Below are 17,761 nucleotides of genomic sequence, written 5' to 3'. Positions count from 1 at the left end.
GGTCAGCGGGCGAAGCGCCAATAGTCGACGTCGACCAGCGAGCCCGCGCCCTTGCCGCGGAACACCAGGTAGAGGTCGTGGACGCCGGTCGCACCGGTCACCGCGGCGGTCCGCTGCTGCCACGATCCTCCGGCGGCGGGCGCGCCGGCATTGCCGACCGGCAGCGTCGCCAGCAGCGGCCCGCCGACCGCATCGGCATGCACCTCGATCACCGCATCCGGCCTGGCGTTGGCGACCGCGGCGGTGAAGCTCTTCGCGCCCGGCGTGCCGAAATCGACGCCGGCGACCTTGATATAGCTGCGGTCGGTGGCGCGGGTGACATAGACGCGGTCGGCCTCCTGCGCGGTGGTGACGCCCGGCGCCCAGGCAAAGCCGCGGTCGATCGGCCGCTTGATCCGCGCGGTCCAGGCGATCGTCTCCGCCTCGACGCGGGCATAGGGGTTGAGCGTGCCGATCTGCGGCGCGGCGACCGTGTCCCACCAGCCCAGCTCGGGGATCGTCCCGTCGGGATTGTAGGTGAATTTGGCGACCGACACGGCGCGCCGCTCGTGATGGATCGGGGTGAGCGCGAAGTTGAGCTCATAATGGAAGCCGAAGACGTACGAGCCGCCCTTATAGTCGATGATCCCCGGGTGGTTGCCGGTCGACCGCGCGTCGTGGCGCATGATCTCGCCCTTGTAGGTCCACGGCCCGGTCGGCGCGTCGCTCATCGCATAGCCGATCCCCTCCGCGCAGCAGGTCGAGGCGAAGGCCATGTAATATCGTCCGTTGCGCCCGTAGAACCAGGGCCCTTCCTGATAGTCCCTGATCCGCGGCAGCTTGGTGATCGGCCCGTCGTAGGAGACCATGTCCTTGTTGAGCTTGACGTACCACAGGTCGGGATTGCCCCAGTAGAGATAGGCCTGGCCGTCGCGGTCGATCCACACGGTCGGATCGAAATAGCCCTCGCCCGGCGCGATCAGCGGCTTGCCGAGCACGTCGCGGAACGGCCCTGCCGGCGAATCGGCGACCGCCACCGCGATCACGTTGCGCGGCGATCCGGCGACGGTGATCGGCGCGTAGAGATAGAATTTGCCGTTGCGTGCGATCACCTGCGGCGCCCAGGCATCGTTGCTCTGCGACGCCCAGGGGAAGGTCTTGAGCGAGGCGACCACCCCGCGGTCGGTCCAGTTCGCCATGTCGGTCGAACTGTACAGCCGCCAGTCGAGCATCTTGAAGCCGTCGGCATCGTCCTCGTCGTGGCTGGTATAGAGGTAGACGACGCCGTCATGGACCAGCGGCGCGGGATCGGCGGTGAAGCGCGTCTGCACGATAGGGTTGTCGGCCCCCGCCTCCGGCACCGCGGCGGTGAGCAGCGCAAGCGGGGCGATGATGCGGAGCAGGGCGGTGGTCGTCGTCATGGCACGGGTCCTCTCGCTGGCGCCGCTTGGCTGCGGCCTCTGTGTCGCACCGGCTTAGCGAATCGCGATCATGCTGCAACCGGCGGGTGGTCGCGGTTGCGGAAGATCGCCGGGCGCCCATCTTGGGGACATGGAAGATGATCTGATCCGCCTCGGGCTGCTCGACGACGAGGATATCGTCCTCGATCAGGCGGCGCTGGCGCTCGCCCTGCTCGATCATGAAGAGGGGGACGACGAACCCGGCCGCGCGCTGATCGATGCGATCGCCGACCGGCTCGACGCGGTGGCCCCCGGCGCGACCAGCGCGCGGGCACAGGCCGAGCGGCTGGCGCAGGTGTTCGGCGACGAGTTCGGCTTCGTCGGTGATGCCGTGACCTATGACGATCCCGCCAACGCCGACCTGATCCGGGTGATCAAGCGGCGCCGCGGCCTGCCGGTGAGCCTGTCGATCCTCTACGTGTCGGCGGCGCGGCGGCTGGGGTGGATCGCGCATGTGCTCGACGTACCCGGCCATGTGCTGGTGCTGATCGGCGACGATGTCGCCCCGGTGATGATCGATCCGTTCCGCGGCGGCCGCCCGGTCGGTGCCGAGGATCTGGCCGCGATGGTGCAGGCGATGGCGCCGGGGCCGGGCGCCGCGGTCAGCCATGTCGCCGCGATGCCCAATCGCGCGGTGCTCGTGCGGCTGCTTCTCAACCAGGCGACCCGTGCCGAGGCGGCGGGACAGGGGCGGCGCGCGCTGACCCTCTACCAGCGGATGACGCTGATGGCACCGGGCTATGGCCATGGCTGGTGGGAGCGGGCGCGGCTCGAACTGGTCGACGGCGATGTTGCGGCGGCGCGCAGCAGTCTTGCGGCGATGCTCGAGATCACCCGTGAGCCGGGGCTGCGCGCGCGCATCTCCGGCCTGCTCGCGTCGCTGGCGGCGGCGGCCTGAGCGGAGCTTCGCCTGCGCATCGAAGAGGGCGCGCGGAAGTATAGGGCGAGGGGGGCTTGGCCTTTGGACCTGATCGAATCGATGCGCCGGTAGCAGCGCGAGCGCGACACCTCTGCGTCTTGCCCGCCGCCGCCTGGACCATCCCGCAAGGGGTCTCGCAATCAAGGCTACACTTACCCCGGATCACCCGCCTGCCGCGCGGTCATCATCGCCAGCCAGCGGCGGCGGAGCGTCGCGCGGCGTTCGGGATAGGGCGTGTCGAGAAAGTCGATCGCGGTCAGCCGGTCGGTGCGGAACATGCGGAAATCGCTACGCAGCTCGCACCAGGCGATCAGCATCCGCACGCTGTCGAGATAGCCGACCAGGAACGGCCATACCGTGCGCGCGCTGCTCCGGCCCTCGGCATCGGTGTAGCGGATCGCGAGCTTGCGCCCCTGCAGGCTCCACGCGCGCAGCCGCGCGACGTCGACGTTGGTATCGTCGGGCGCGTGCCGCTTGGGCTGGGTGATCACCGCCGGGTCCTCGATCGCCGCGCGCAAATGCGGCGGCACCACCGCGGCGACCTTGGCGAGCACGTCGGCGGCGGCGCGGGCGAGGCCGTCGTCGGCATGGACGACCACCCATTGCGCGCCGAGCACCACCGCCTCCACCTCGTCCGAGGTCAGCATCAGCGGCGGCATGTCGAAGCCGGGATCGAGGACATAGCCGATCCCCGCCTCGCCACGGATCGGCACGCGTTGGGCGATCAGCGCGGCGATGTCGCGATACACCGACCGCCGGCTCGTCTCCAGCGCCGCGGCGATGGCCCCGGCGGTGAGCGGCCCCCGCGCGCGGCGGAGGATCTGGACGATCTCGAACAGGCGGTCGGCACGGCGCATGTCGCCCGCCTTAAAGGCCGACGGGGGGCGGGACGAGCAGGATCAGCAGCGCGGTGACCGCGAAGCCGGCGACGCCCAGCCGCAGGTCGCGCGCGGTCATGCCGCTGCCGCCTGCGGTGCGGCGTCGCGCGCCATCGCCCGGACATAGGCGGGGCGGGCGGCAAGGCGCGCGCTGTATGCCGCGATCACCCCCTCGGCGGGGAGCACCGGCCGCGCCCAGTCGAGCGCCCCGCCGAGCATCACGTCGGCGGCGCTGAACCGCACACCGAGCAGGAACGGCCCGCGGACCAGCGCTGCCTCGATCCGGCGGAGCGCGGCGGTGAAGGCGGCCGGCTCGGGGTCGCCCGGTGCGACGCAGAAGCGGGACGCGATGGCAGGACCGCATTCGCCCTCGATCCAGCTCAGCCAGGTCAGAAAGGCGCCGCGATCCGCCGCGCCGATCGCCGGCGCCAGTTCGGCCTGCGGGGCGAGTTCGGTGAGATACAGCGCGACCGCGGCGCATTCGGTGACCAGCGCCTCGTCGTGCTGCAGCGCGGGCACCTTGCGGTCGGGGTGCGGATTGGCGGGATCGGGACCATCGCCGCTGCCTTCGTTATAACGGATCGACACGTAGCGGACGTCATGCGGCAGCCCCAGCTCCTCGAGCAGCCAGAGGAGGCGCGTCGAGCGCGAACGCGGGGCGTGGAACAGGGTCAGCATCGTGCGATCTCCGCGGCCGGGATGGCCGTCGGCAGCGGCGATAGCGGGGGGCTGTGGCCACCATGGTGGCAGCAGCCGACGCTTGCCCTGTGCGCGATGATCGACGCCGCGCCAGCCGCCGGCGCCTCATCCTGTCGGCCCTGAGTTCGGTGGCTGCGCTACCTCTGATCGCTCACCGTAGCGGGCCGTTCGCCACTGGCGGGTTGAATACCGGCGTCCCGTCGGCGCGGTAGACGATCGGCTGGACGCGGGTGTGGCGGTTGGGATCGAACAGCGGATCGCCCTTGATCGTCTCGTAATCGCGGGCGTGGAACACCAGCATGTCGCGGCCGCGCTCGTCGACGGTGAAGCTGTTGTGACCCGGCCCGTAGACCTTGTGCGCGGGCGAGGAGGTCATCACCGGCACCGGGCTCTTGCGCCACGCCTTGGCGTCCATGATGTCCACATCATCGCGCACGGTCAGCATGCCCAGGCAATAGCGCGCGTCGGTCGCGCTCGCCGAATAGGTCATGAACAGCCGCCCGTGGCGCGCGAGCACCGCCGGCGCCTCGTTGACCTTGTAGCCGCGCGTCTCCCAGTCGAGTTCGGGCACCGACAGCCGCACCGGCTTCGCCGCCAGCGTCAGCGGCGTGGCGAGCGGCGCGAGATAGAGGTTGGAGTTGGTCTCGATCCCCGGCTCCTGCTGCGCCCAGGCGAGGTAGCGCGTGCCGCGATGGACGAAGCTCGTCGAATCGAGGTTGAACGTGTCCCACGGCAGGGCGAGCGGCCCGAGCACCGACCAGCTGCCCGTCATCGGATCGGCGCCGGCACAGGCGATCGCATAGCTGCGGATGCGGAACACGTCGGCTCCGCCGCCACTCGGGCCGGCGGCGAAATACATGATCCACGTGCCATCGATCCGATGCAGCTCCGGCGCCCAGAGGAAGCCTGAGATCGGCCCGCTCGCCTCGTGCCGCCACAGCACCTTTTCCGTCGCGCTCGACAGGCCGGCGAGCGTGCGCGACCGGCGCAGCACCAGCCGGTCGTATTCGGGCACCGATCCGGTCATGTAATACCAGCCGTCGCTATGGCGGAAGATCTGCGCGTCGGCGCGCTGGCGGACGAGCGGGTTGACGATCCGATCGGCGGTCCCGGTCTTCGCGAGCGCCGGCGCCGCGGCGGCCAGCGCCGCGCCGGAGAGGAACAGGCGGCGGGACGGATCGGTCATCATCGGGCTCTCCTGACGGACGGTCGCATGTCACCATCCCGCAAGGCGCGGCCGGGCATCGTCCAATTCGGACGGATCGTCGGTCGCTTGGTCGCCGGTGTCAAGAATGATGGGGCGTCTGTTCGGCAGCGCGGCCCCATTGCTCCCGCTCGGCGAGGACGCGCGTCACCTCGGCCATGTTCTCCGATCCCCAGGCGCACAGCGGCGCCAGCGCCGCCGCAAGGCTGCGGCCGAGCGGGGTCAGCGTGTAATCGACGCGCGGCGGTACCTCCTGATGATCGTGGCGGCTGACGATCCCGTCCGCCTCCAGCTCCTTCAGGTGCTGGATCAGCATCTTGTCGCTGACCCCGCGCACCGCGCGGCGCAATTCGCCATAGCGGCTGGGCGACTGGAACAGGAAATAGACGATCAGCGGCTTCCACTTGCCGGCGATGATCCGCAGCGTCGCGTCGAGCCCGCAGGAAAAGGCGGGGGGTGAAGAAAGATCACTCATCTGCGGGTACTTACCAAAAGGTGCATACTTGTCGATAGGTTGGTGTGCTGCCAGCTGTGCCGTACCTTCAAGGGAGATACGACATGAACAGGTTGCAGGGTAAAACGGCGGTGGTAACGGGTGGTGGCAGCGGCATCGGGCTGGCCGCCGCCAAACGGTTCATCGAAGAAGGCGCGTTCGTCTATATCTTCGGACGGCGGCAGGCGGCACTGGACAGCGCGGCGGCGATGCTCGGCGACCAGGCGCGTGCGGTTCGCGGCTCGGTAAGCGACCTCGGCGATCTCGACCGCCTCTACGACACGGTGCGCACCGAGCGCGGCGGGCTCGACATCGTGTTGGCCAACGCCGGCACCGGCGCCTTCGCCGCGCTCGGCGACATCACCGCGGCGCATTACGACGCATTGTTCGACGTCAACGTGAAGGGGCTGGTGTTCACCGTCCAGAAAGCCCTGCCGCTGATGCGCGCGGGGGGATCGATCGTCCTCACCGGCTCGACCACCGGCGTGATGGGAACGCCGCAGTTCAGCGTCTACAGCGCGACCAAGGCGGCGGTCCGTAATTTTGCGCGGAGCTGGGCACAGGATTTGCGGGGCACCGGCATCCGCGTCAACGTGCTGTCGCCGGGGCCGACGCGTACCGATCTGGCGCTCGACGTGGTCGGCGCGGAGGCGTTCGAGGCGATGGGCGCGTCAACGCCGCTCGGCCGGCTCGGCGAACCCGCCGAGACCGCAGCGGCGGCGGCGTTCCTCGCATCCGACGACAGCAGCTTCATGACCGGCAGCGAGATGTTCGTCGACGGCGGCATGGCGCAGATCTGAGCACGCGCCGCCCGGAGCCGAGGCGTCCGGGCGGCCGGCCATGTCACACCGGCCCGGCCTGCCTCGTCTGTCTTCCGGGCGCACACCCGCGCCGAGGAGATCGATGATGACACCGCGTATCCGCAACCCCCACGCGCTCGTCCCCGAGGCGGTGAAGGCGATGATGGCGCTCGAACAAAGCCTGACGCACAGCGGGCTCGACCATGCGCTGCTCGAACTGGTCAGGTTCCGCGTGTCGCAGATCAACGGCTGCGCCTTTTGTCTGCACATGCATTCGGCCGATCTGCGCCGCCATGGCGAGACCGAACTGCGCCTCTACATGCTGACGGCATGGCGCGAATCGTCATTGTACAGCGAGCGCGAACGGGCGGCGCTCGGCTGGGCGGAGGCGCTGACACACCTGCCCGAGACGCAGGCACCCGATGCCGACTATGAGGCGCTGGCGGCGGTATTCACGCCGGGCGAACAGGTCTGGCTGACGATGGCGATCGGGGCGATCAACACCTGGAACCGCGTGCAGGTCGGCTTCCGCGTGCCGCATCCGGTGGACGATGGCTGACGCGCCCGCATTCGAGGCGGAGCGGCCGCGGCTGCTCCGCCTCGCCTATCGCATGACCGGCTCGCTGGCCGAGGCGGAGGACGTGGTGCAGGACGCCTGGCTGCGCTGGGCCCGCGCCGACGGGGTGGCGGCGCCGGCGGCGTGGCTGACGCGGGTCGTCACGCGGCTGTGCCTCGATCATCTCAAATCGGCGCGGGTGCGACGCGAGACCTATGTCGGCGCATGGCTGCCGGAGCCGCTGCTCGGCACCAGCGAGCCGGAGGATGTGGCGGACGATCTCACCCTGACGCTGATGCTCGCGCTCGAACGCCTGTCGCCGCTGGAACGCGCCGCCTTCCTGCTGCACGACGTGTTCGACGTGGCGCTGTCCGCGGTGGCGGAGGCGCTCGACCGGTCACCGGCGACGGTGCGCCAGCTCGCCTCGCGGGCGCGCCGCCACGTCGCGCAGGCGCGGCCCCGCTATCGCGTCGATCACGCCGAGGCGGCGCGCATCGCCAGCGCCTTCTTCGCGGCGTCGCGCGATGGCGACGCGAGCGCCTTGTCGGCCTTGCTGGCGGAGGATGTGACGATCCACGCCGACGGTGGCGGGCGAGTGCCGGCGTTCCGCAACGTGATCCGCGGCCTCGACCGCGCGCTGCGCCTGTTCGCCGGGCTGCGGCGCAAGCATCGCGATGCGCCGGTCGAACTGTTGCGCTGGACGATGATCGACGGCCTGCCGGGCTATGTCAGTCGCGAGCGCGGCGGCGTGCTCCAGACGACGGCGCTCGACCTGCGCGACGGCCGGATCGCGGCGATCTACATCGTCCGCAACCCCGACAAGCTGCGCCATGTCGCGGCGGCGCTCCGCGCGTCGGAGGGCACCGGGCTGTCCGATAACCAGGAACGGGATGCCTGACGCGGTGGGCACGCGCCGTCGCAGCCAGGTTGGCAAGCTGAGCCACCTGCGCCGGCAGACGGATGGGCATGTGCCCGTCGGTTACGCCGATCCGGTGCAGCGTTGGTCTACGCTGCACCGGTTGCGCCGGCATGCCGGTGGCCCGCAATGTGACGAGGCTCAGGACCGTTTAACGAGTTCCACTCGGCGGTTTTGGGCCTTGCCCTCTTCGGTCGCATTGTCGGCGACCGGATCGGCATCGCCGAAACCGGCGGCAGACAGGCGGTTCCGATCGATGCCCTTGGCGATGATCGCGGCTGCGACGGCCTTGGCCCGACCTTCCGATAGCGTCTTGTTGTGCGCCGGATCGCCCGTGGCATCGGTGTAGCCGTTGATCGCCAGCTTCAGTACCGGATCTTGCTTGAGCAATTGCACCACCTGCTCGATCTGTGGCTGCGAATCAGGAAGAATGTCGGTCTTGTCGGTGGCGAAGTTGACGTGCAACGCGACCTTGCCGGTCTTGTCGATTTGCGCCTTCAGTGCGCTGGCGGGCAGAATTTTGGCCGTAATCTGTAACGGCTTGGTCTCGGCGATCAGCATGCCGCCGCTGAATTCCGAACTGTTCAGGTGTATCCAGATATCGCGATCGGCGCGGTGGATGACGAAGACCTGACTCGCCTCGTTATAAATACTTCCTAACCCATCGTTGTACTTCTGCGCAACATTGTGCGGCCATTCTCCGATCTTGTCTGTTGCGTCCTTAGGAATTTTGCCGTCAAAAATCTTTTTTCCACCCAGCGAAGAGACCACGGCTTCGATGTTGCGCTCCAATTCCAGGGCGGAGAATTGCTTGCCTTCGACAGTGTTGATGTAGCCCGACCAGATCCGTCCCTCCACGGGCTGCAGATGATCTCCGGTCCAGAACGGCACCTGATCGAAATCGATCACGTCGGGCGCTCTCGGTGTCACATATCCGCTGGGGAGCGAGATATACGGGAAGTCACCCAGCGGCGCGGTTGATACCGGCAGGCTGGCGGGATCGAACGCCTTGCCGGCTGCTGGCTGTTGCGATTGATGGTCCTGAGCACCATTCGACATGACCGCAAGAGCGTTGCCTTGCTGCGCCTGTTCCTGCTTCTTGCAGGCGGCCAGACCCAAGGTGATCGCGACGACCCACGTTGCCGCTGCTACTTTCTTCACAGAGTCGCTCCTTAGCTAGAGACGAAAACCATGGAGATTCGGAGAGGCCTGCCTCTCGTTGTTTCTGTTCAAAATCAAATATATTTCAGTATTCCGGATTGTGGCAGGACATCTGCGGCCATGTAACTGTCGATGTGTCCGAGCGGGAATCCGGGTCGGCCGCGGCATTCATGGCGTTTTGCAACGAGCCATCCGAGGCGCTCGAGATACAGAGAGGAGATGGGCACGAAATCATCTCAAGTTCCGGGAAAATTTCGAAATAGGCTTGTAGTCGCGCGGATGTCTTGATCTGTTGCCCGCCGGCATTGCTTACACAGACGGTTTGCACGCTGTAAACCAACGTGGAATAACAGACTGAATCCGGCTGATTTTCGGCTGGGCGCATGGGCGAAGATATCGCCGGCAACAGCTTGCGTGCGCGAGGCTGTCTCGATGCAAGACCGGGCCAAGTGTTACGACGCGCAGTGCACTGTCACATGGACACGCGTCGTAACGCCCCGATCAGCGGCCGTGCCCCCGGCAGGGGAATGTCAGATTGTCGAAAAATGGTGCTGCCGGTGAGGATTGAACTCACGACCTCAGCCTTACCAAGGATGCGCTCTACCACTGAGCTACGGCAGCACTCGACCCGTTCGGGCGAGGTGCGCCTAGAGACGACCCGGAACGCATTGTCAAGCGCTTGTCGTCGCGGCTAGGCAGATAGCATGGCGGACAAGGACGAACGGGCGCAGCGGCTGGCGGCACAATTGCGGGCGAACCTGCACCGGCGCAAGGCGCAGGCGCGCGCCGCGGCGCAGGCCGAACCGGCGCGCGACGACGGCGAAAAGCCTGTGACGCCCGACGCCTGATCCGCCGGTCAGCCGATAGGCGCGCATTTCGCCGCCAGCCACTGGCGGTCAGCCTCGGCCAGTTCGGGGCCGATGCGGGCGAGCACCTCGGCATGATAGGCGTCGAGCCAGTCGCGCTCGTCGCGGGTGAGCAGCGCGGGGTCGATCAGCGTCCGTTCGATCGGCGCGAAGGTGAGCGTCTCGAACCCCAGCATGGGGCGATCGCGGTCGCCGCCGGCCACTGCGACCGGGACGGTGAGCAGCAGGTTCTCGATGCGGATGCCGTATTCCCCGGCCTTGTAATAGCCCGGCTCGTTGGACAGCATCATGCCGACGCGCAGTGGCTCGAGCGAGGCGCCGCCGGGGTAATTGGGCGCGGCGATCCGCTGCGGCCCCTCGTGGACCGCGAGATAGCTGCCGATGCCGTGGCCGGTGCCATGGCCGAAGTCGAGCCCCGCTTCCCACAGCGGCCGGCGGGCGAAGCCGTCGATCTGCGCGCCGCAGGTGCCGTCGGGGAAGATCGCGGTGGCGATGGCGATATGGCCCTTGAGCACGCGGGTGAAGCGGTCGCGCATCTCGGGCGTCGGCGCGCCGATCGGCATGACGCGGGTGACGTCGGTGGTGCCATCGCGATACTGGCCGCCCGAATCGATCAGGAACAGCTCGCCGGCGCGGATCGGCGCGTTCGAGTCTTCGGTGACGTGATAATGCGGGCTGGCGCCGTGCGCGCCGGTCGCCGAGATCGTATCGAACGACGTGTCGAGCAGCAGGCCGGTCTCCTCGCGGAAGGCGAGCAGGCGGGCAGCGGCGGAGAGTTCGGTCTCGCCGCCCTTGGGGCATTCGATCTCGACCCAGCGCAGGAAACGGGTGAGCGCGGCACCGTCGCGGATCGAGGCGGCGCGGTGGCCGGTGACCTCGACCGGGTTCTTGCGCGCCTTGGCGAGGACGACGGGATCGCGCAGCGGCAGCACCCTGGCGCCCGCGGCGGCCAGCGCATCGAAGATCGCGGCGACGGCGCGCTCGGGATCGGCGGCGACGCGCTTGCCGGCATAGCCGCCGAGCGCCGTGGCGAAGGCGCTGCGATCATGCAGGCGGACGGCGTTGCCGAGATGCTGGCGGACCGCATCGTCGATCTTCTCGGGCGCGATGAACAGGTCGGTGGTGCCGTCGCTGCCGACGATCGCATAGGACAGGGCGACCGGCGTGTGCGCGACGTCGCCGCCGCGGACGTTGAGCGCCCAGGCGATCGAATCGAGCGCCGTCAGCACCACTGCATCGGCGCGCTGCTCGGCCAGCCAGTCGGCGATGCCGGCGCGCTTGGCGGCGGAGGATTCGCCGGCATAGGCGTCGTCGTGCGCGGCCAGCGGCGCGGGCGAGGACGCGGGGCGGTCGTGCCACACCGCGTCGATCGGATTGGCGGCGACGGGCACCAGCGTCGCATCGCGGTCGGCGAGTGCGGCGGCGGTGTCGTTGACCCAGCCGCTGGTGTGCAGCCACGGATCATAGCCGATGCGCGCGCCGTCACCGACATGGGCGGCGAGCCAGCCGGCGACGCTTTCCTGCGGCACCGGGACATAGGTCCAGTCGTCGCCCGACACCTGTTCGCGCACCTGCAACGTATAGCGGCCGTCGGTGAAGATCGCGGCGCGGTCGGCGAGCACCACCGCGCTGCCCGCCGAGCCGCCGAAGCCGGTCAGCCAGCCGAGCCGCTGCGCATAGGCGCCGACATATTCGCTCATATGCTCGTCGGTGAGCGGCACGACGAAGCCGTCGAGCCCGAGGCGGGCGAGTTCGGTGCGGAGCGCGGCGAGGCGGGCGTTATGGGGCGTCATGAGGGTGTTCCATAGGTTGGGGCATGGCAACGGCCAAACCCCGCTCGCCCTGAGCCTGTCGAAGGGCTTGAGACTCAAGGTGCTTCGACAAGCTCAGCACGAACGGGGAAGGGCGGCATCATGTGTAAAGGGGGTATAGCTCAGGCGATCCGGTCGGGGACTTCGGCGGCATCGTCGGCGAGCGACTGTTGCGGCGCGACCGCCTCCCACGGGAAGACGAACCAGTCCTTGGTGTCGCGCCGGTCGATCGTGCGGGCGGCGTAATCGACGCGCTCGGCCGAGCTGACGTTGTCGATCAGCGTCGCGAAGCGCAGCACCGCCGCGGTGGCACCGGCGCCGGCGAGCGTCTTGCGGATATGGCCGATCGTCCGGCCCGAATCGTTGATGTCGTCGACGAACAGCAGCTTCTCGCCGGCACGCGTCCGCTCGGCGAGTCGGATCAGCGGCGCCTCGGCGAATTCCTTCACCTGGCTGGAATAATCGACCGAGAGCATCGGCAGGCCGGTGGCGTGGCTGAGGTAGACGGCGGGGGCGAGGCCGCCGCGGCCGATGCCGATGATGAAATCGGGCGTCCAGTCGCCGTCGCGCACCGCGCCGGCGAGGGCATGGACCGCGGCGACGAAGTCCGCGTGCGGGATATGGGTGAAGACCGGCATCACCGCGCCGCCACATAGGCGTCGAGCGTGGCGAGATGCGCCGCCACCGTCTCGTCGGGCAGGAACGAGCCGAGGAAGCTGTTGCGCGCGAGCAGCGCGAGGTCGGCGCGGCTGAGGTCGCGTGCTTCCGCGGCGGCCTGGTAATTGGCGGCGACATAGCCGCCGAAATAGGCGGGATCGTCCGAATTGATCGTCGCGCGCAGCCCCTCGCGCAGCATGCGGTCGATCGGATGGTCGGTCATGGCGTCGACGACGCAAAGCTTGAGGTTGGACAGCGGGCAGACGGTGAGCGTCATGCCGGTGCGCGCCAGCCGCGCGGTGAGCACCGGGTCCTCGAGGCTGCGGTTGCCATGGTCGAGCCGGTCGATGCCGAGCAGGTCGAGCGCCTGATGGACATAGTCGGGCGGCCCCTCCTCGCCGGCATGCGCGACCAGCCGCAGCCCGGCGGCGCGCGCCGCGGCGAAGACGCGGGCGAATTTCTCCGGCGGGTGGCCGAGTTCGGACGAATCGAGCCCGACCGCGGCGATCCGGTCGAGCCACGGCCGTGCCGCCTCCAGCGTGGCGAAGGCGTCCGCCTCGTCGAGGTGGCGCAGAAAGCAGAGGATCAGCGCCACGCTCATGCCATGGCGCGCCTCGGCATCGGCGATGCCGTCGAGCAGGCCGGTGATGACCGTCTCGAACGCCACGCCGCGGGCGAGATGCGTCTGCGGATCGAACATGATCTCGGCATGGACGACGCCGTCGGCGGCGGCGCGGTCGAAATAAGCGATCGCGAGGTCGCGGAAATCCTCACGCCGGATCAGGACGTTGGCGCCCTGATAATAGATGTCGAGGAAGTCCTGCAGGCGGGTGAAGCGGTAGGCGGCGCGCACCTCCTCGACACTGGCGAAGGGGATGGCGACCTGGTTGCGCTGCGCGAGCGCGAACATCAGTTCGGGTTCGAGGCTGCCCTCGATATGCAGGTGCAGCTCCGCCTTGGGCAGGCCGGTGATGAAGGTGGCGAGATCGGGCATCCGCTTATCATCGTGGCATTACCGCATCGGGGCAAGGCGGGGCCGGGGGAGGGACAAGGAAGATTCACGCGAAGGCGCGAAGACGCGAAGGTGTCCCGCTTGCCGCTGGCGTGGCCTGTTCCCCTTTAGATAGGAAGGCGAGATAGCCTGCGGCGCGACCTCTTCGCGTCTTCGCGTCTTCGCGTGATTCCATTTTCGCGCAGAGGCGCAGAGGACGCAGAGATGGTGCGCGTGATCCAGGGCAGGTTACGCGCCCCCGTCGTAAGAGCGCCTTCGGCGCAGAGGGCGTGGCCCTCTGCGTCCTCTGCGCCTCTGCGCGCACCACTCTCCGGGCCGCCGCGCCCGCCCGTCAGATCGCGTTGAGCGCCTGGTCGAAGTCGGCGATCAAATCGTCGGCATCCTCGACGCCGATCGAGATGCGGACCAGATTGTCGGTGATCCCCAGCGCGGCCTTGCGCTCTTCCGGCACCGACAGATGCGTCATCGCCGCGGGATGGCTGGCGAGCGTCTCGGTACCGCCCAGCGACACCGCGAGCTTGGCGATGCGTAGCGCGTCGAGGAAGCGGAACGCCTCCGCCTCGCCGCCCTTGACGATCAGCGAGAAGGTCGAGCCCGCGCCGGTGCAATGGCGGCGGTAGATGTCGGCCTGGCGCTCCATCCCCGGCGTATCGGGCAGGAAGCCGAGATAGCCGACGCGCTCGACCTTGGGATGGTCGCGCAGGAAGGCGCAGACCTTGACCGCATTCTCGCCGGCGCGGCTCATCCGCAGTTCCAGCGTTTCGAGGCTGCGCAGCAGCATCCACGCGGTGTGCGGATCGCAGATCGTGCCGATCGTGTTGCGCATCGAGCGGATCGTATTGATGTGCGCCTTGCTGCCGAGCACGCCGCCCGCGACGAGGTCGCTATGCCCGCCGGCATATTTGGTGAGGCTGTAGACGACGATATCGGCGCCGTGGCGCAGCGGCTGCTGCCACAAGGGCCCGAGGAAGGTGTTGTCGATCGCGATCGGCGGCTTTTCGTCGGCATCGGCGAAGATCGCGTCGCGGCTCGCCGCCACCGCCTCGATATCGACTAAGGCGTTGGTAGGGTTGGCGGGGCTTTCGAGGTAGATCAGCGCGACATGGCCGGTCTTGGCCTCGGTCATCACCGCGTCGATCTCCTCGCGGGTCGCGCCGGCGGGGAAGTCGAGCCACTTGACCCCGAACTTGCCGAGGATGCGGCCGATCAGCGTCTCGGTCGCCGCATAGAGCGGGCCGGAGTGGACGATCGTGTCGCCCGGCTTGGTCATCGCGAGGAACAGCGTGGCGATCGCCGACATGCCGCTGGAGAAGGCGAGCGCGTCCTCCGCCTCTTCCCAGATGCCGAGCCGGTCCTCGAGGATTTCCTGATTCGGGCCGTTGAAGCGCGAATAGACGAGGCCGTCGGCGCCGCCCGGCCGCTTGCCGGTGACGCCCTCGAAATGGCGCTTGCCCGCGGCGGCATTGGGGAAGACGAAGGTCGAGGTGAGGAAGATCGGCGGCTTGAGCGCGCCTTCCGACAGCGCCGGGTCGAAGCCGTGGCCCATCATCATCGTCGAGGGGCGCAGCTTGCGGTCGCCGATCTTCTCGACGCCGATATCGATCGCGGCCGGGCTCGGGGTGCCGCCGGCGCCGGTCAGTTCTGCTTCGTCGGGCATGGTCTTCTCCTTGATGGCGAAGAGCATAGCCGCGGATCGTAACCGATGACACCAGTTTGCGGCTGGAATTGGCGGGAGGTGCCCGGTCCACCCCCCAATCCGTCATCCCGACGAAAGTCGGGACCCATGGACACGATGTCGCCGACGATGGCGCGTATCATTGGCCGCCCGCAACCATGGGTCCCGGCGTTCGCCGGGATGACGAAAGGGGGTGGGCGCGGGCGACGAGACCTTACCCCACTCCGATCACGCTGATCTGCCGCCCGTAATCCGCCTCGCCGCGATGCGTCGCGCGGCGGAAGCTGTAGAAACGGTCCTCGTCAGCATAGGTGTCGAGCCCGAGCGCCTCGATCCGCGTCACGCCCGCCTCCGCCAGCCGATGCATGACATAGGCTTCGAGGTCGAATTGGTGATGGCCCGCGCGCCCGTCGGCAAAGAAGCGCTCGTTCGCCGCCTCCTCGCGGGCAAAGGCGCGCAGGAAGCCGTCCTCCACCTCATAGGAGGCGCGCGCGATGCACGGGCCGATCGCGGCGACGATCCGCTCGCGCCGCGCGCCCAGCGACTCCATCGCGGCAAGCGTCGTATCGGTGACGCCGCCGAGCGCGCCTTTCCAGCCGGCATGCGCGGCGGCGACGACACCGGCGTCGCGATCGGCGAACAGCACCGGGGCACAATCGGCGGTGAGGATGCCGAGCAGCAGGCCCGGCCGGTCGGTGACCAGTGCGTCGGCGTGCGGCCTCGCCGCGTCGTCATACGGTGCGGTGACGATCACCGCCTCGGCGGAATGGATCTGGTAGAGCCCGAGCAAGGCCGCGCCGGGCAGCACCGCGGCGGCGGCACGGCGGCGGTTCTCGGCGACCGCAGCGGGATCGTCGGCCGAACCCAAACCGGCGTTGAGCCCCGCGACCACCCCGTCCGACACGCCGCCGAGCCGGCCGAGGAAGCCGTGCGGCACGTCGCCCAGCCGGCGCGCGCGGATCACCTCGACACTCACAGCGCCAGCCGCATCAGATGATCCTCGTCGGCATGGTTGCCGACCATGAAGGTGTAGACGCCGATCTCCTCGAAGCCATAGCGTTCGTAGAAGCGCCGCGCGCGATGGTTGTCGACATAGACCGACAGGAAAAGCTCGTCCGCCCTGCGGGCGCGTGCGGTGGCGATCACCCAGTCCATCATCCGGGCCGCCAGGCCGCTGCCATGCTGCGATTCGCGCAGGTACAATTGACGCAACTCGATCGATGACCCCGCCGGCTCGACCGGCAGCGCGTGCGGCCCCAGCTTGGCGAAGCCGACCGCCACGCCGTCGTCCTCGGCGAGCAGGAAGGCGAAGGCCGGATCGGCCAGTTCCTCGCGCCAGCTCTCCAGCGTCAGCGAATCGAGGAACTCCGCCAGATCGGCGGGATCGTAGAGGTGGCCGAAGGTCGCGGTGAAACAATCCGCCATCACGCCCGCGATCGCGTCGGCATCGGCAACCGTCGGGGTGCGCAGCGTCGCGGTCATGCGCCGAATGCCGCCGGCGTCGGCCAGTCCCGGTGCGTCACCGCCAGAGCTTTGAACAGCATACCCATGTCTCCCATCAATCGTGCGCGGTCGGCGAGGATCGCCTCGGTCCGCTCGGGCGTATGGCGTGCCAGCGCGGTGGCGCGGCCGTCGATCCCCAGCCCGCCGAGCAGGTCGCGTTGCGTCACCGGCCCCCAGGCGACGGCCCCCGCCGCCTGCGCCGCCGCGGCAAGCGTGGTGAAATCGACGTGTGCGGACAGATCGTTGTCGCCCGGCGTCTCGAACGGATTGGCGAAGCCGTGGCCGCGCACCGCCTGCAACGTCTCGCCGAGCGCCGGCCCTTCATAGCCGTAATCGATCGTCAGCATCGCGCCACCCTGCGCGGCGATGCGCTGCCCCAGCGCCTGCATTACCGCGACGCTGGCCGGCGAAATCTCCAGCACCGATCCGGCGGGCGCGTCACGCAGCGGCTCGGGCAGCACCTCGATCGGCACCGGCTTGCCCGCGATCGGCAGGAACAACGTATCCTGGCAGGCGACAAGCCGCTCGTGCCAGCCGCCGCCTTGGTCAGTAGCGCTGCGGCGGACGAGCTGGCGGATTGGCAGCGCGTCGAAGAATTCGTTGGCGACGACGATCAGTGCGATGTCGGTCGGCAGCGTGTCGGTGCCGTCGTGCCAGGTGGCGCCGGGCACCCGCTCGGCCTGGGCGGCGCGCAGCAGCGGGCTGGTCTCGACGAAATGCACCGGCGGGGTGAGCCCCGCCTTGGCCATCGCGCGCAGCGCGTCGGCGGCGAGCGTACCGCGGCCGGGGCCGAGCTCGACCCAGGCGACGTCCGGCCGGCCCGCGCGGTCCCACAGATCGGCGCACCACAGGCCGATCAATTCGCCGAACATCTGGCTGATCTCGGGCGCGGTGACGAAATCGCCGCGCGCGCCGAACGGATCGCGCGTCGCGTAATAATGCGCGTTGGCGGCGGCCATGAACTGCGACACCGGCATCGGTCCGGCGAGGGTGATGGCGCGCGCGAGGCGATCGGGAAGGGGGGCGGTGGGGGTGTCGGTCACGCCGCCGAGATGACGGCGCGGAGGGGGCGGCGCAAGGGCTTAGGGGCGGTCCCAACCTCCCAACCCATCGTCATCCCGGCGAACGCCGGGACCCATGGTCGCGGGCGGCTGATAGCGCGCGCCGTCGCG

Annotated in this window: 17 protein-coding genes, 1 tRNA gene and 1 pseudogene; 5 read left to right on the top strand and 14 right to left on the bottom strand. The window is 68.8% G+C overall.

Annotation, left to right across the window (positions count from 1 at the left end; translation table 11 throughout):
• Positions 1 to 2: 2 nt before the first annotated feature.
• Positions 3 to 1,400, bottom strand: a complete 1,398-nt coding sequence (locus tag HD841_RS00625) for a glycoside hydrolase family 43 protein (protein WP_179506967.1) — start codon at positions 1,398 to 1,400, stop codon at positions 3 to 5.
• 130 nt (positions 1,401 to 1,530) lie between these two features.
• Here HD841_RS00625 and HD841_RS00620 point away from each other — a divergent pair, with 130 nt between their 5' ends.
• Entirely contained in the window at positions 1,531 to 2,337 is an 807-nt protein-coding gene (locus HD841_RS00620; RefSeq protein WP_179506966.1) for a SirB1 family protein, read from the top strand.
• A 173-nt stretch (positions 2,338 to 2,510) separates the two neighbouring features.
• Here the strand turns inward: HD841_RS00620 and HD841_RS00615 are convergent, their stop codons facing one another.
• From HD841_RS00615 to HD841_RS00600, 4 genes and pseudogenes are all read right to left on the bottom strand, one after another.
• Complete coding sequence (locus HD841_RS00615) at positions 2,511 to 3,215, bottom strand: helix-turn-helix transcriptional regulator (RefSeq protein ID WP_179506965.1); 705 nt, start codon at positions 3,213 to 3,215, stop codon at positions 2,511 to 2,513.
• 96 nt (positions 3,216 to 3,311) lie between these two features.
• Positions 3,312 to 3,914 (bottom strand): glutathione S-transferase family protein, encoded by a 603-nt coding sequence (locus HD841_RS00610; RefSeq protein WP_179506964.1) that lies wholly within the window; start codon positions 3,912 to 3,914, stop codon positions 3,312 to 3,314.
• 178 nt (positions 3,915 to 4,092) lie between these two features.
• Positions 4,093 to 5,124, bottom strand: a pseudogene (locus HD841_RS00605) (glycoside hydrolase family 43 protein); the annotation flags it as partial.
• Positions 5,125 to 5,221: 97 nt separating this feature from the next.
• Positions 5,222 to 5,614 carry a winged helix-turn-helix transcriptional regulator gene (locus HD841_RS00600; protein WP_179506962.1) on the bottom strand — a complete coding sequence of 131 codons (393 nt, stop codon included), beginning with the start codon at positions 5,612 to 5,614 and terminating at the stop codon, positions 5,222 to 5,224.
• An 83-nt stretch (positions 5,615 to 5,697) separates the two neighbouring features.
• Between HD841_RS00600 and HD841_RS00595 the strand changes: the two genes are divergently transcribed.
• The 3 genes from HD841_RS00595 to HD841_RS00585 all read left to right on the top strand — a co-directional run bounded on the left by HD841_RS00595 (position 5,698) and on the right by HD841_RS00585 (position 7,886).
• The gene (locus HD841_RS00595) at positions 5,698 to 6,432 is read left to right on the top strand and encodes an SDR family NAD(P)-dependent oxidoreductase (RefSeq protein ID WP_179506961.1); all 735 of its coding nucleotides are present in this window, start codon (positions 5,698 to 5,700) and stop codon (positions 6,430 to 6,432) included.
• Between the two features lie 106 nt (positions 6,433 to 6,538).
• Entirely contained in the window at positions 6,539 to 6,991 is a 453-nt protein-coding gene (locus HD841_RS00590; RefSeq protein WP_179506960.1) for a carboxymuconolactone decarboxylase family protein, read from the top strand.
• Positions 6,984 to 7,886 (top strand): sigma-70 family RNA polymerase sigma factor, encoded by a 903-nt coding sequence (locus HD841_RS00585; RefSeq protein WP_179506959.1) that lies wholly within the window; start codon positions 6,984 to 6,986, stop codon positions 7,884 to 7,886. The genes HD841_RS00590 and HD841_RS00585 overlap by 8 nt, the downstream gene beginning before the upstream one ends.
• Positions 7,887 to 8,045: 159 nt before the next feature.
• Here HD841_RS00585 and HD841_RS20915 read toward each other — a convergent pair whose 3' ends face one another.
• The gene (locus HD841_RS20915) at positions 8,046 to 9,065 is read right to left on the bottom strand and encodes an OmpA family protein (RefSeq protein WP_218845338.1); all 1,020 of its coding nucleotides are present in this window, start codon (positions 9,063 to 9,065) and stop codon (positions 8,046 to 8,048) included.
• Between the two features lie 546 nt (positions 9,066 to 9,611).
• Positions 9,612 to 9,686 (bottom strand) — tRNA-Thr (locus HD841_RS00575).
• 83 nt (positions 9,687 to 9,769) lie between these two features.
• On the opposite strand from HD841_RS00575, the gene HD841_RS00570 reads away from it, so the two are divergent.
• A complete protein-coding gene (locus tag HD841_RS00570) occupies positions 9,770 to 9,913 on the top strand; it encodes a hypothetical protein (RefSeq protein ID WP_179506958.1) in 144 nt (47 codons plus the stop codon).
• 8 nt (positions 9,914 to 9,921) lie between these two features.
• Here HD841_RS00570 and HD841_RS00565 read toward each other — a convergent pair whose 3' ends face one another.
• From HD841_RS00565 to HD841_RS00535, 7 genes are all read right to left on the bottom strand, one after another.
• On the bottom strand, positions 9,922 to 11,724 hold the full coding sequence (locus tag HD841_RS00565; protein WP_179506957.1) for an aminopeptidase P family protein: 1,803 nt from the start codon (positions 11,722 to 11,724) through the stop codon (positions 9,922 to 9,924).
• 140 nt (positions 11,725 to 11,864) lie between these two features.
• Positions 11,865 to 12,380: a phosphoribosyltransferase gene (locus tag HD841_RS00560; RefSeq protein WP_179506956.1), complete on the bottom strand. Its 516-nt coding sequence runs from the start codon at positions 12,378 to 12,380 to the stop codon at positions 11,865 to 11,867.
• On the bottom strand, positions 12,380 to 13,393 hold the full coding sequence (locus HD841_RS00555) for an adenosine deaminase (protein WP_179506955.1): 1,014 nt from the start codon (positions 13,391 to 13,393) through the stop codon (positions 12,380 to 12,382). Before HD841_RS00555 ends, HD841_RS00560 begins: the two co-directional genes overlap by 1 nt.
• A 349-nt stretch (positions 13,394 to 13,742) precedes the next feature.
• Positions 13,743 to 15,068 carry a cystathionine gamma-synthase family protein gene (locus tag HD841_RS00550; protein WP_179506954.1) on the bottom strand — a complete coding sequence of 442 codons (1,326 nt, stop codon included), beginning with the start codon at positions 15,066 to 15,068 and terminating at the stop codon, positions 13,743 to 13,745.
• 232 nt (positions 15,069 to 15,300) lie between these two features.
• On the bottom strand, positions 15,301 to 16,050 hold the full coding sequence (gene pgeF, locus HD841_RS00545) for a peptidoglycan editing factor PgeF (protein WP_373562905.1): 750 nt from the start codon (positions 16,048 to 16,050) through the stop codon (positions 15,301 to 15,303).
• A gap of 8 nt (positions 16,051 to 16,058) precedes the next feature.
• Positions 16,059 to 16,568 carry a GNAT family N-acetyltransferase gene (locus HD841_RS00540; RefSeq protein WP_179506952.1) on the bottom strand — a complete coding sequence of 170 codons (510 nt, stop codon included), beginning with the start codon at positions 16,566 to 16,568 and terminating at the stop codon, positions 16,059 to 16,061.
• On the bottom strand, positions 16,565 to 17,566 hold the full coding sequence (locus tag HD841_RS00535) for a class I SAM-dependent methyltransferase (RefSeq protein ID WP_179508033.1): 1,002 nt from the start codon (positions 17,564 to 17,566) through the stop codon (positions 16,565 to 16,567). Before HD841_RS00535 ends, HD841_RS00540 begins: the two co-directional genes overlap by 4 nt.
• Positions 17,567 to 17,761 lie beyond the last annotated feature (195 nt).

Origin of the sequence: Sphingomonas melonis (assembly GCF_013409985.1) — a bacterium.
Lineage (GTDB): Bacteria > Pseudomonadota > Alphaproteobacteria > Sphingomonadales > Sphingomonadaceae > Sphingomonas > Sphingomonas melonis_A.
The sequence above is the reverse complement of the archived record's forward strand: the minus strand, read 5'-3'. Positions and strand labels throughout refer to the sequence as shown.